This is a genomic window from Vibrio sp. Y51_MX_L26, from assembly GCF_024181935.1.
Classification (GTDB): domain Bacteria; phylum Pseudomonadota; class Gammaproteobacteria; order Enterobacterales; family Vibrionaceae; genus Vibrio; species Vibrio diabolicus.
The window spans coordinates 918,396-932,224 of sequence record NZ_JAMZAS010000001.1; the positions used below are offsets into that span (position 1 = coordinate 918,396).

Annotated in this window: 13 protein-coding genes; all 13 read right to left on the reverse strand. The window is 46.0% G+C overall.

The window, feature by feature from the left end:
* Positions 1 to 47: 47 nt before the first annotated feature.
* Positions 48 to 1,151, reverse strand: a complete 1,104-nt coding sequence (locus tag NL645_RS03880) for an NADH:flavin oxidoreductase (RefSeq protein WP_114322945.1) — start codon at positions 1,149 to 1,151, stop codon at positions 48 to 50.
* A 217-nt stretch (positions 1,152 to 1,368) separates the two neighbouring features.
* Positions 1,369 to 1,782 carry a hypothetical protein gene (locus NL645_RS03885; protein ID WP_253651235.1) on the reverse strand — a complete coding sequence of 138 codons (414 nt, stop codon included), beginning with the start codon at positions 1,780 to 1,782 and terminating at the stop codon, positions 1,369 to 1,371.
* Between the two features lie 123 nt (positions 1,783 to 1,905).
* The gene (gene cyoE / locus NL645_RS03890; RefSeq protein WP_031780178.1) at positions 1,906 to 2,826 is read right to left on the reverse strand and encodes a heme o synthase; all 921 of its coding nucleotides are present in this window, start codon (positions 2,824 to 2,826) and stop codon (positions 1,906 to 1,908) included.
* Positions 2,787 to 3,098 carry a cytochrome o ubiquinol oxidase subunit IV gene (gene cyoD / locus NL645_RS03895; RefSeq protein ID WP_012842490.1) on the reverse strand — a complete coding sequence of 104 codons (312 nt, stop codon included), beginning with the start codon at positions 3,096 to 3,098 and terminating at the stop codon, positions 2,787 to 2,789. Before cyoD ends, cyoE begins: the two co-directional genes overlap by 40 nt.
* Positions 3,098 to 3,700, reverse strand: a complete 603-nt coding sequence (cyoC, locus tag NL645_RS03900) for a cytochrome o ubiquinol oxidase subunit III (protein ID WP_253651236.1) — start codon at positions 3,698 to 3,700, stop codon at positions 3,098 to 3,100. The genes cyoD and cyoC overlap by 1 nt, the downstream gene beginning before the upstream one ends.
* Positions 3,690 to 5,726, reverse strand: a complete 2,037-nt coding sequence (gene cyoB, locus NL645_RS03905; RefSeq protein ID WP_005375781.1) for a cytochrome o ubiquinol oxidase subunit I — start codon at positions 5,724 to 5,726, stop codon at positions 3,690 to 3,692. Before cyoB ends, cyoC begins: the two co-directional genes overlap by 11 nt.
* Positions 5,727 to 5,731: 5 nt before the next feature.
* Positions 5,732 to 6,613 carry a ubiquinol oxidase subunit II gene (gene cyoA, locus NL645_RS03910; protein WP_005388604.1) on the reverse strand — a complete coding sequence of 294 codons (882 nt, stop codon included), beginning with the start codon at positions 6,611 to 6,613 and terminating at the stop codon, positions 5,732 to 5,734.
* Between the two features lie 789 nt (positions 6,614 to 7,402).
* Positions 7,403 to 8,161 (reverse strand): SDR family oxidoreductase, encoded by a 759-nt coding sequence (locus NL645_RS03915; RefSeq protein ID WP_065646176.1) that lies wholly within the window; start codon positions 8,159 to 8,161, stop codon positions 7,403 to 7,405.
* A 110-nt stretch (positions 8,162 to 8,271) separates the two neighbouring features.
* Entirely contained in the window at positions 8,272 to 9,177 is a 906-nt protein-coding gene (gene mmsB, locus NL645_RS03920; protein WP_005390978.1) for a 3-hydroxyisobutyrate dehydrogenase, read from the reverse strand.
* Between the two features lie 11 nt (positions 9,178 to 9,188).
* Complete coding sequence (locus NL645_RS03925; protein ID WP_193447497.1) at positions 9,189 to 10,328, reverse strand: enoyl-CoA hydratase/isomerase family protein; 1,140 nt, start codon at positions 10,326 to 10,328, stop codon at positions 9,189 to 9,191.
* 8 nt (positions 10,329 to 10,336) lie between these two features.
* A complete protein-coding gene (locus NL645_RS03930) occupies positions 10,337 to 11,122 on the reverse strand; it encodes an enoyl-CoA hydratase (protein WP_006742441.1) in 786 nt (261 codons plus the stop codon).
* A gap of 38 nt (positions 11,123 to 11,160) precedes the next feature.
* Positions 11,161 to 12,315, reverse strand: coding sequence for an acyl-CoA dehydrogenase family protein (locus NL645_RS03935; RefSeq protein WP_253651237.1), 1,155 nt, complete (start codon positions 12,313 to 12,315; stop codon positions 11,161 to 11,163).
* Positions 12,316 to 12,334: 19 nt separating this feature from the next.
* The gene (locus NL645_RS03940) at positions 12,335 to 13,828 is read right to left on the reverse strand and encodes a CoA-acylating methylmalonate-semialdehyde dehydrogenase (protein ID WP_182035709.1); all 1,494 of its coding nucleotides are present in this window, start codon (positions 13,826 to 13,828) and stop codon (positions 12,335 to 12,337) included.
* Position 13,829 lies beyond the last annotated feature (1 nt).

Here is a 13,829-nt window from a genome sequence, read left to right on the forward strand (position 1 = left end):
AAGACTATTACACTATTTATCAGTGAAATACCGCCACTTAAGGTGGGTTATTTACGACGATTTCGGTTCTTATACACTACGCAAAAGTTACCACGTTTGGTACGGCATTTTGAGCAACGCTCGCAATCCACTGGCGCTCGATTACCCTCTTTCCAGCGTTTTATTAACTGAGGTTCAGCTAATAAAGGACGTGACACAGCAAAAAATTGGATATCTGTGTTTTCTGCAATTTTCTCAATCGCATCAATCTCACTCAACCCGCCGACAGTAATCACCGGTATGTTAACGTCCTGACTGATCACGTGCCCATATTCGTGAAAGTAACCTTCTTCTTGTAGTGTATAACCATCGAACGTTTCACCAACAAGTTCGTTTGCTTTGCCGTGAACATTGCCAGATACGATGATCGCATCAACGCCTACTTCTTCAAGTTTCTTACAGACGACGCGAGTTTCATCGAACGTTAAACCGCCGTCAAAGAACTCTGTTGCCGTCAGTTTAACGAGGATGGGAAATTCGCTCCCAACCAGCTTTCTGGTTTCAGAAAAGATTTCTAAAAGGAAACGCATGCGATTTTCTAAGCTACCACCGTATTCGTCTTCGCGACGATTATAGTACGGGCTTAAAAACTGGTTAATTAAGTAAGTGTGTGCCGCATGAATCTCTACGCCGTCAAAACCAGCGTCTTGAGCACGTTTACTCGCCAATGCGAATGCCTTTACGATGTAATCGATCTCGTCCTTAGTCATCGCTTTGCCTTGCGTATTCGTGCCACGCTCAGGCACGTCACTCGGAGCGAAGATGACACGCTCACCGACGTTGTAGGTGGTTTTGGTTCCGCCGTAAGCAATTTGCATTACGATTTTAGAATCGTGTTGATGTACTAGCTCTGTTAGCTTTTTGTATTCTTCAATAAAAGAGTCGTTGTAGATCCCCATCATCCCAGCGTTGGGTTTCTCTTCTTCCACGATATTGGCATAACCAGTAACAATTAAACCCACTTCACCTTTCGCCAACTCTTCGTAAATATCGTAAAGCTTATCCGTCATGTGGCCATTTTCAGTCGCCATGTTTTCCCACGTTGCGCTGCGCACAAAACGGTTCTTTATGGTCATGTTGCCAATGCGGGCTTCGGAAAACAAAATGCTCAAAACCAGTCCTCTTAATGTTGTCTTTATGGTTCTATCTTTTCCCAAGTAACCAAGAACAAAAAAGGAACAGCGATACACAACGTATGGCTGTTCCTTCTCTGAATCCGTGAGACCTGCAAACTACAGGCGCACCTTAATGCCTCGTGGGTGACAAAACTTTAATCTGGATTAAGGTTTAGTAAGATAAGCTTGTAAGCAAAGCAACTCGGCCGATTTCTCAGTTTACCTTCACCCTACATTCTGGGGGTAAGATCTTCTCTTTTTCGAATGAGACTTCACAATCCACAAGAACGCTTCCTCCCCCATGTAGGTAAACGTAATCAAGCACGAAAAATACTTTATTATCACGCTCTCCATACTCTTCTACAAAAACGCCAGCACTATTGTTGAAATCCAGTTTTTCATTATCTAGAGAAATGGAGGCAACTCGAAATACATCATTTATTTCATAATCTGAACGATTAATTGTATCGACTTCAATCACTGGATTAATCTCCATGTTGTGGATAATAAGCCTGACAAGAATATCTCCAACGCGATAAGTTTCCACGGAGCTAACCGAGGACGGAACTTGGGCTAATACGCATGAAGACATTGCAACAATTGAAAGAAGAGTAAAACGACGAAACATGAACCAAGACCATAGTAAAAAGGGATAATCATATTATCTCTTTTAGGCATGAATTCGAGTCTAGCAAAGCATGTAGCTCTCAGAATGGGAGCTACATAGAAGTGATATTAAAGAATTTCAAACTCAATAAATAAATGGCAACGGAATAAGCTCTAATCCTAGTACACCACTGATCCCCATCACCACTAGCAGTGAGACTTTAAACACCGACTTTGACCAAGCGATGTAGTTGCTGTCATCAATGCTGCGAAAGGTCACTTTCGTCCACATAAAGCAAACGACCGCTGCAACCGCTAAGTATTCATACCCGGCTTCACCAAGTAAAAATAACCCCAACGATACTGCTCCAAACGCCACGACATACGCTTTCATGTGTCGATGCGCTTTATGAATGCCTTCTTTAACTGGCAATACGGGAATCCCGGCTTCTCGGTAGTCTTGCATGCGGAACATGGCAATCGCGTACGAGTGCGGCATTTGCCAGAGACAGAACATGGTAAAGAGTAAAATCGCTTCCAAGCTAATGAAGTTTGTTACCGCCAGGTAACCCACCAATGGCGGGACTGCGCCTGAAATACTTCCCACTAAGGTTCCATACACCGAGTTACGTTTGTACCACATCGTGTAAAAGAACACGTAATACACGTAGCCAAGCAAAACGACGACAGCGGATAGTGGGTTCACTCGGATAAATAACAGTGCGGTCCCTACCAGCAATAAAGCAAGCGCATAAACAAACGCAATATCGATATTGATGTTACCTTTCACTGTTTCACGATTTCGTGTACGTGCCATCTTTTGGTCGATATCACGATCGAAAATATTATTCACCACACAACCTGAAGCGATGACTAACCCCACACCAACTAACGTTGTAACGAACAACATTAGACTAGCTGGTTCTGTTTTTGCGGCGAGGAAGAACCCCGCCGCAACAGAAATCAGGTTGCCGAAAATAATGCCCGGTTTGGTGATAGACAAATAACTTTTCAGCATACCTTGGCCTACAACTTCATGTTGACGTTCATGTTGTAGATGATCCATACCGAGCCAGCGATAAGGATAAGTACAACAATGGCGGTAAACATCAGTGATACAAGGTTCCAACGTCCGTCGGATGTTTTTGTTTCCATGTGCAAGAAGTATTTAAAGTGAACAAATATCTGCACTAATGCACATCCAAATAGAATCGCATAGGTCGTTGTATCTGGTAATGATTTCGTCCAAACAAAGTAGAACGGAATTACCGTCAGAATCAGTGAGGCAATAAAGCCTTTCACGTAATCTGACGCACTGGTTTCTACATGTTGATCCATTACATTACCCCCAGTAAGTAAACGATGGTAAAGACACAAATCCAAACGATATCTAGAAAGTGCCAGAATAGGCTTAAGCAGTTAAAGCGCATTGCCATATTGTAGTTCAGACCTTTCGTCGACAGTTGGTGATATGCTACCGCCAACCAAATCAGACCAAAGGTTACGTGCAGGCCGTGCGTACCAACCAACGTAAAGAATGCCGATAGGAATGCACTTGTTTGTGGGCCATAACCTTCTTCAATCAGGTGATGGAACTCATAGACCTCCATACAGATAAAGCCAAGACCAAGCGCGAACGTTACTAACATCCAACGTTTGAGACCAGCAACGTTGTTGCGCTTCATCGCGATAATGCCAAAACCAAATGTGATACTGCTAAACAGCAGCAGCATGGTTTCGACAAACACGAATGGCAGTTCGAAAATGTCTTTACCTGTTGGGCCCGCAATTGAATTGCTCGACAGCACAGCGTATGTCGCGAACAAGGTCGCAAACAGTACGCAGTCACTCATCAGGTAAACCCAGAAACCAAATAGCTTGTTGCCATTCGTGTCATGGTGGTGATCATGGTCGTGATGTGCTGCGATATTAGTTTGCATACGTCACCTCCAGATCATCTTTACTTTCGCTGTCTTTCACTGAGTTTTTCTTCGCTTCTTCAAGCTGAGCTCGACGCTCGGCCTCAATTGCTTTGATCTCTTCAACTTCCACGTAGTAATCCACGTCATCGTTGTAGCTGTGCTGAATACACGTCACGATAATACCGACCAAACTTGCCGCCGCTAGCCACCAGATGTACCAAATCATGCCGAAGCCAAATAGGAGCGACCAAGCCGACACGTAGATGCCTGTTGCCGTGTTTTTTGGCATATGAATACGTTCGTATTCCACTTCTTTAGTTGGATCGAACTCGCCACTTTGTTTCTGGTACCAGAAGGCATCCAGCACATCACCTTTTGGCAGGTGTGCAAAGTTGTAGAACGGCGGTGGAGACGATGTTGCCCACTCAAGAGTACGACCACCCCACGGATCACCAGTTAGGTCACGGTTTTGCTCGCGGTCACGGATACTCACGTAAATTTGGATGAACTGAGACAATACGCCCAGCGCAATCACAACCGTACCTGCTGCGGCAATCGATAACAGTGGGAAGTATTCAGGGTTGATGTCTTGGCTTAAACGACGAGTCATACCCATAAAGCCCAGCGCGTAAAGCGGTAGGAACGCCATTAAGAAACCAATAATCCAAAGATAGAACGCACGTTTGCCCCAAGTTTCATTCATGGTGAAACCTGTCGCTTTCGGGAACCAGTAAGTGATCGCAGCGAAACATCCAAACACCACACCACCGATGATAACGTTGTGGAAGTGAGCAATCAGGAATACTGAGTTATGCAGAACGAAATCTGCGCCCGGAACAGCCATTAGTACGCCTGTCATACCACCAACAGTAAAGGTGATCAGGAAGCCCACCGTCCACATCATTGGCGTCGTAAAGCGGATGCGGCCTTTGTACATGGTGAATAGCCAGTTGAAGATCTTCACCCCTGTTGGGATAGAAATAATCATCGTGGCAATACCGAAGAAGGCATTTACGTTCGCGCCAGATCCCATCGTAAAGAAGTGGTGTAGCCAAACGACAAACGCAAGAATCGTGATAACTACGGTAGCCCAAACTAGCGATGTGTAACCGAACAACTTTTTACGTGAGAAGGTTGCGGTGACCTCTGAGAACACACCAAAAATTGGCAAGATCAAAATGTACACTTCTGGGTGGCCCCAAGCCCAAATCAGGTTGACGTACATCATTACGTTGCCGCCAAGATCATTGGTAAAGAAGTGCATGCCTAGGTATCTATCCAGCGTTAGCAGAGCGATAGTCACCGTTAGGATTGGGAATGAAATGATGATCAAAATGTTTGCACACAGAGACGCCCAAGTGAAAACTGGCATCTTCATCATTGGCATAGACGGTGTACGCATACGCAAAATGGTCGCGAAGAAGTTCACGCCTGTTAACGTCGTACCGACACCTGATATCTGCAGCGCCCAAATCCAATAGTCGACCCCGACTCCTGGGCTGGCCTCAATACCTGAAAGCGGCGGATACGCTAGCCAGCCGGTGCGACCAAATTCACCTAAGCCGAGAGACATGTTTGTTAGAATGACACCAACAACAAACAGCCAAAAGCTCAAGTTATTCAGATACGGGAAAGCTACGTCACGCGCACCAATCTGTAATGGCACGATGATGTTCATCAGACCAATAACCAATGGCATCGCTACGAAGAAGATCATGATCACGCCATGGGCAGTAAAAATTTGATCGTAGTGATGCGGTGGCAAGTAACCTGCTTCACCCGCAGAAGAAAGGAGTTGCTGACTACGCATCATGACTGCGTCAGCAAAACCACGAACAAGCATCACCATCGCTACTGCGATGTACATGAAGCCAAGTTTTTTATGGTCTACTGAAGTAAACCATTCATTCCACAAATATTGCCACTTTCCGGCTTTAGTTACCGCGTAAACTACGGCTAAACCAACCAGCGCCACAACCGCTAAGGTGATGACGATAATAGGTTCGTGGAATGGAACTGAATCAAGAGTTAATCTTCCAAACATTACGATTATCCTTGGTTTTCAGGCAAACAGTTCATTGAACCAGGATGCTGAGTCACAACGTCGGTGAACAAGAACGGAGGAACGCTAGAGAACAAAGTGACTGGCTCTGCGATACTTGGCGCTGCCAGTGAGCTGTATTGCTCCCAATCTTCAATACGATCAGGGCTCGCCTTCACTTTCTGCACCCAATTTAGGAACGCAGCACGATCAGACATTGCTGAAGCTGTGAACTTCATTTGCGAAAAGCCTTCGCCGCTGTAGTTCGATGCAAAACCCTTGTAGTCACCTTCGTGGTTCGCTATCAGGTTGAGCTTGGTTACCATTCCTGGCATCGCGTAGATCTGTGTACCTAAACGAGGGATGAAAAACGCGTTCATGATGTTGTCCGAAGTCAGTTTGAACTGCACTGGCACGTCTTTCGGGAACGCCACATAGTTCACCGTCGCAATGTTTTCCTCTGGATAGATGAACAACCATTTCCAATCGAGTGACACCACTTCGATGGTCATTGGTTTAACATCACTTTCCAATGGTTTGGAGGGCTCTAGTTCATGAGTCGAACGCCATGTGATCGTCGCAAGAATCGCAATGATGATGATTGGAATTGTCCATACCACCACTTCGATTTTGGTCGAGTGTGACCACTCGGGAGCGTACTCTTCTTCAGTGTTAGAGGCGCGGTATCGGTAAGCGAAGTAAATCGTCATTAAAATCACAGGGATTACAACGATCAACATCAGCAAAAGAGCAGTAATAATTAGCTCTTTTTCCTGCACACCAATGGCACCTTTGGGGTCAAGTAAAGCTGAATTACATCCTGAGAGCATAAGTATGACGGACGCCAAACTTCCCCTCGACAAGATGCGTTTATATCTTGAGGCTTCCATTAACTTTCTCGATGGTTGTCTGGTTTCAAAACAAATGCCAATCACAGTAAATAAGAGCTCAGAAACAGCGCAGGGGAATGTTTGATAAAAAGGCAAAAATTTTGATAAGTAGTTATTCTACTTACAAATTTTTCAGCGCCGTTATCAAGCATCTTAACCAGCTAGAATGAACAATTACTTGCTACGATTGGTATCAAGCTAAGAACCAGTTGTTATAGTCATTAGAATGTTTATGTGTTGAGCATGAGTAACGTCGGGATCAGAGCGAAACAAAACGGAATTGAGTGGAGATCAAAACCACACTATTAGTGTGAGTTTATTGTTACACTTTGAAACACAATGTTACATTTGGCGCATTATGAGGAGTAAAAAGTTAAAGCTCATTAGCCACAACTGGAAACTAACCTTCCATTAATGAAACTCACACTCTTTAAATAGGAGATTAACCTCAACACGAATTTCACGTACTTCAAAGTTAATGTCTTTTGAAACAGACAGTTGCAAATTCATTTTGATGAGACTGACTATCAACTGCATTTACATAGATAGCTTGAGTACGAAGGGGAAATTAAAAGTGGAAAATTGTGATCAATATCAAATTAATGATTTCACTTAGTATTTGAGTGGTATTTACTTCTCATTATTTACTTTTGACAAACCATTCGCAGGGCGAATCCAAATATGAGTAATAAACACTTACGTTACCCAGAACTGGCTCTCGGAAAAATAGGAAATGTTGAAAGGGAAAGAAGCTTGTCATTCCGGTCTGTGGGGCCTAACCCTAGGGCTTTACATACGAATGCCTCCATCCACTTCTAAAACTCTGCCAGTAAAGTAATCACTCTCAAGAATGTATTTTACTGCATGCGCGATTTCACTTGTTTCACCCATCCTTCCAATTGGGATCATCTTTTCTAGCCGTTCTATGGCTTCTGGTTTCATTTGCTCTGCCATCGCGGTGTGTACCACACCTGGTGCAATCGCCGCCGCGCGGATACCGTATCTTGCTAACTCACGGGCCCACGTTGTCGCCATGGTTGCGACCGCCGCTTTAGATGCAGAATAATTGGTTTGACCGATATTCCCTGCTCTCGCGACACTAGAAATATTGATGATAACGCCTTGTGAGCCGCTCTCAATCATCTTAACGGCAGCTTCACGCCCACACAAAAATGTCCCCGTAACGTTGACGTTCATGACCAAATTGAATTGATCCAAAGACATCTTACTGATCACGCCGTCTTTTGATTTTACAAGTAACCCATCTCTTAGCACGCCAGCGTTATTGACTAGCCCATTGAGTTGGCCAAAATCTTGGATAACCGCGTCAAACGTGGTTTCAACGTCGATTTCGCTCGTTACATCCACTTGATAAGTCAAAGCTTTCGCACTCAGCATTCGGCACTGCTCTTGTGTTTCCATTAAACCGCTAGCGTTTACATCTAATAACGCTAAATCTGCACCGGCTTGAGCAAGCGTAATTGCCATCATTTGCCCAAGTCCTTGCCCTGCACCTGTAATGGCAATGACACTATTTTTAATATCCATAGTTACTGCACTCCATCGCTAATAATGTTCCCTATTTCAAACCTGTTTAGGTGGTCCGAAATGATGAGTTTTACTTCACCATTTCAGACGGTTTTGTAGCAAAACTCAGTCTAGCCCTTCTTACTCTTGTAAAACTCAAACAAGCTTGAGAAGTCGAGCTCGCCATGACCGCTCGCGTTGTGGAAAGAATATAAATTACGCGCCAGTGAGCCCATCGGAACCGAAGAGTGTGTTTGTAACGCCGCATCTAACCCCAAACCGAGATCTTTCAACATGAGTTTGCTCATAAAGCCCGGTTGGTAATCGTTGCTGGCTGGTGCACTGTCCATCACTCCTGGGCAAGGATTGTAAAGCTCCAATGCCCAATTTCGGCCAGAGCTTTGCAGCATGATGTTTGATAACACTTTGGGATCGAGCCCATGATCGATACCTAGATTTAGCGCCTCGCACGTACCAGACATTAAAATGCCGAGCATCAGATTATTACAGATTTTCGCCATTTGACCATCGCCCGCTTTACCGGCATGGAAAACATTTTTCCCCATGTACTGCAAAATGGCATTGGCTTTAGAAAACGCTTCATCCGAGCCACCAACAATAAAGGTTAATGTCGCCGCTTTAGCGCCGGCAACACCACCCGAAACGGGCGCGTCGACAAACAGCACGCGTTTATTTGCCGCTTCATTGGCGACTAATCGCGCAGAGTCCGGATCAATGGTTGAACAATCAATCATCAAGGTACTTGGCGAGACAAGATTGAGGACACCTACGCCGCCGTGTAAGTCACCAAGATACACGGAACGAACGTGAGAACCTGCTGGTAGCATCGTGATGACCGTGCTTGCACCATCCACGACTTCCTCGATAGAGCTCGCCACCACCGCACCAAAAGGTGCAAGTTGCTTTGCCGCTTCGCTATCGACATCGAATACTTGAACGTTAAATCCAGACGCTAATAAGTTTTGCGCCATCGGATGCCCCATTCTTCCTAAACCGATAAATGCGATGGTACTCATGATCATTCTCCTTATTGACCTAGTGTTTGTTCACCCAAATCAGCAAGCGGATGTTCGTCATCCGGCCAAAGTGAGGTAAACAAGGTATCGATGACATCTTCATCGACTTCACTGACACTGTTAAACATCCAATTAGGTTCGCCATCCCGGTCAATAAGCCGAGAACGGACGCCCTCTTTAAACTCACCTAATAAGGCGCTGCGAACCGATAAACTCAGTTCCAAACGGAAGCAATCTGCAAGTGGTAAGCTGTGGTATTCTTTCACTTGTCTGAAGCAAATATGCGCGGTGATCGGACTGCCCGCGGCGAACGTTTGTTTCGCGTTTTCTATCCACTGACTGTTCCCTTCGATAGCCATGACTCGCTGTGCTATCGCATTAAGATCAAAGCCTTTGCACGCTTCCTCTATCTGATCTAAGTATGGACAAATTTGCGTGGTTGGTTTGCTATCAATAACCTGTTCTTCCATTAATTGTAGTAGCGCAGTTACCAACTCTTTCGCATCCTCTTTGCCCCACTGGAGTCGCTTTAGCTCATCCAGTAAGGTGGGATACTGCTCTTCCAACAGTAACCAATCGGCCAAACCAATAGTGACAGCGTCACTTGAATTCACCATTGAACCTGTCAATCCGAGGAATAAACCCACTTGCGGATCTATCTGGCTTAAAAACCATGTACCTCCGACATCGGGATACAGTCCAATATTAATTTCTGGCATAGCAAGGCGTGATGTTGTTGTCACAACTTTGTGGCTGGTTCCCATAAAAAGTCCCATTCCACCGCCCATGACAATACCTTCTCCCCAACCGATAATAGGCTTGTTGTAAGTGTGAATGAGATAGTCACACTCATACTCCAACGAGAAATAGTCCGTACAGAACTCTACGATTTTTTCTTTACTCTCGTTATGCATGACGTGATACATAGCTCGAACATCGCCACCAGCACAGAATGCTTTTTCTCCAGCGCCAGTGAGTACCACACAAGTCACATGCGGATCGTCTTGCCACTTGATAAGCTGATCGTTGAGTTGGACCAACATGTCATACGTCAATGCATTCAATGAAGCGGTGTTGTCTAACGTTGCGATACCAATGCGGTGCACGCCATCTAAGCACTCTATTTCACTGATGGTTACCATCCCTGCCATGTGGCCTCCTATCGGTTTTTCCATTGCGGTGGGCGTTTTTCTAAAAAGGCGCGAACACCCTCAACTTGATCTTCCGTATCAAAAAGATTCAGAAACAACTCTCGCTCTTTCATTAAGCCGTGCTTAAGTGGCGCAGAGCGCATATTTTGAATGAGCGCCTTACATGCGGCGACAGAAGATGGTGACTGGTTCGCAACAGATTCAGCAAGCTCCAACGCTTTACTTAACGCTTCGCCTTTGGGAACCAACTCCTCAGCCAAGCCTAGTTCTTTTGCTTTGTCAGCGCTAACTTGTTCTCCACATAAAATGATGCGCTTTGCCCAGCCTTCTCCTACTAACGCTGTGAGGTTTTGGGTACCGCCAGCGCAGGGCAAAAGTCCGACTTTGGCTTCAGGTAAAGCAAGTACCGCTTGCTCTTCAACTACTCGAATATCACAAGCTAATGCCACTTCTAAACCTCCGCCCATGGCGTAACCATTAATGGCGGCAATGGAAACACCACGGAATTCCGAGAGTGTTTCAAACGCTTCACCAAAGCATCGCGCCATGTCTAACGCAACCGCTTTGTCACCATCAGAAAATAGCTTGAGATCCGCACCAGCAGAGAAAAACTTTTCTCCACTGCCGGTTAAAACCAGTGCGTAGACCTGCTTATCATCGTTAAGTGTGAGTATCAGCGACTTCAGTGCCTTGAGGCTCTCTGCTGTCCACGTATTGGCTGGCGGGTTGTTCATCGTCACCACCGCAACGTGATTAGCGATCGTATGTTGAATGGCTTCTTGGGTTAATGGCATATATGAATCCTTTCTCAATGAACAAATCCAATACTTCGCTACAGCAAGGTCGACTCCTCAGAGAGCAAACGGCGCGCGATGATTAAACGCATAATTTCGTTCGTTCCCTCCAGAATTTGATGCACACGCACATCTCTGAAATGACGTTCCATTGGATACTCTTTGATATAACCATAGCCGCCATAAAGCTGCAGCGCTTGGTCGCAAACATGAAAGCCCACATCGGTTGCGAACCGTTTTGCCATCGCGCAATAAGCAGTGGCATCTGGGTCATTTCGGTCGAGCTTACTGGCGGCATAGCGCACCAACTGCCGCGCAGCCACTAGCTCTGTCGCCATGTCTGCCAATTTGAATTGTAAGGCTTGAAACTGCGCAAGCGGCTTGCCGAACTGCTTACGTTCTTGAATATACCGTGCCGCCTGATTAAGGGCCTGTTGCGCCGTACCGACGGAGCAGGTCGCAATATTTATACGCCCTCCATCAAGCCCTTTCATCGCAAAGACAAAACCTTGCCCTTCTTCGCCCAGTATATGGCTAGCTGGAATAACGACATTTTCAAAAGTAACCGCTCGTGTTGGTTGGCTGTTCCAACCCATTTTGGGTTCTTTGCGCCCATAGCTGATACCATCTGTTTGAGCAGGAACAACAAATGCAGACACGCCTTTGGCACCCGCTTCTCCAGTTCTCGCCATCACGACCAAAACATCTGTCTCTCCTGCGCCAGAGATAAAGGTTTTGCCACCGTTGAGCACATACTTATCCCCCTTTTTTGTAGCGGAAGTGGTCAGTGCAGCGGCGTCTGATCCTGCGTTGGGCTCGGTTAAGCAATAGGAGCCTAACCATTCCCCCGTAACTAACTTCGGGCAGAACTGCGTTTTGGCTTCATCGGTAGCAAAACTGGCTATCATCCAACTGACCATGTTGTGAATCGTCATAAACGCCGTAGTGGACGTACATCCCATGGCCAGTTGTTCAAAGATAATTGAAGCATCTAAGCGACTCAGCCCTAGGCCACCTTGCGCTTCTGGAGTGTAGAGGCTGAGAAACCCCAGTTCTCCCGCCTCTCTCAATACGTCTTTGGGGAAGATCTGTTTTTCATCCCACTCCGCCGCCATCGGCGCTAAACGCTCATCGGCAAATTGCTGAGCGGTATCGGCAAATGCACGTTGATCTTCATTAAGTTCAAAGTCCATAAAAGCTCCTTCTATTCACTCAGCGCAGTTGGATGGTCAGATTAGGCCCCGTTGGAATATCGTCATCAAACCAACGTGCCGTCACCGTTTTAGTCTCGGTATAAAAACGTACCGCTTGTTTACCATACGCATGCAAATCGCCATAGAAACTGCCTCTCCAGCCTGTAAAAGAGAAAAATGGCAAAGGTACCGGAATAGGCACATTGATCCCGACCTGACCAACTTGAATGTCATGCTGATATTTTCTTGCAGCAGCGCCATTAGCCGTAAAAATGGAAGTGCCGTTCCCGTATGGGTTGCGATTCACTAACTCAATGGCTTCTTGTAACGTATCCACTTCCATGCAAACTAAAACAGGGCCAAATATCTCTTGCGTGTAAATCGACATATTCGTTGTTACACCGCTAAACAAGGTTGGGCCAATCCAGTTTCCATCGGGAAAGCCTTCCACTTCACACTGACTGCCATCCAGTTCACACACTGCGCCTTGTTGCTTGCCATCTTCAATTAGGTCCAATACGCGTTGTTTAGCCTGCTCACTGATCAGTGGGCCATAAGCAGCTTGCTCATCGTCCCAAGGCCCTGGGTGTACTTTCGCCATTGCCTGTTTGATGTCTTTAATCCATTGTTTTGAATCGCCGACAAATACCGCAACAGAAATCGCCATACAGCGTTGCCCCGCCGCCCCAACGGAGGACCCCACTAGATTATTCACCACTTGTTCTTTGTTCGCATCAGGCATGATCACCATGTGATTTTTAGCACCAGCAAAAGCTTGAACGCGTTTAAAGTGTTTCGTACCCGTGGTGTAGATATAACGGGCAACAGGAACCGAGCCAACAAATGACACCGCTCGAATGTCAGGATGAGCCAGCAGAAAATCGACTTGGTCTTTGCAACCGTGAACGATTTGCAACACTCCTTTCGGCGCGCCAGCTTGCTCAAATAGTTCGGCTAAACGAATAGAGGTCAACGGCACTTGTTCGGAGGGTTTAAGCACAAACGTATTGCCCGCCGCGATAGCGATTGGGAACATCCACAACGGAATCATGGCAGGAAAGTTAAACGGCGTAATGCCGCAACACACACCTAGGGGCTGAATCATTGAGTAACTATCAATATCCGTGGCAACATTTTCGACGGTTTCGCCCATCATATTGCTGGCAATGTTTGCAGCCTGCTCAACAACCTCTATACCTCGCCACACATCGCCTTTAGCATCCGCTAAAATCTTACCCGTTTCATGAGAAAGCAGAGTGGCAAGCTCATCATGATGTTCTTTGAGAAGGTGCTGATAACGAAGCATGACTCTGGCACGCTCGGATACTGCCACTTCCTTCCAGGATTGGAATGTCTCTTTCGCATTATCAATGGCGGCTTCCATCTCGTGATCCGTTGAGCAGGGAACGTACGCAATGACATCATTAGTGGCAGGATTGGTCACCTCAACCCAATCCGAAGTTTGAGATTCACGAAACTCTCCACCAATAAACAAGGGAACCAAACGAGTCATC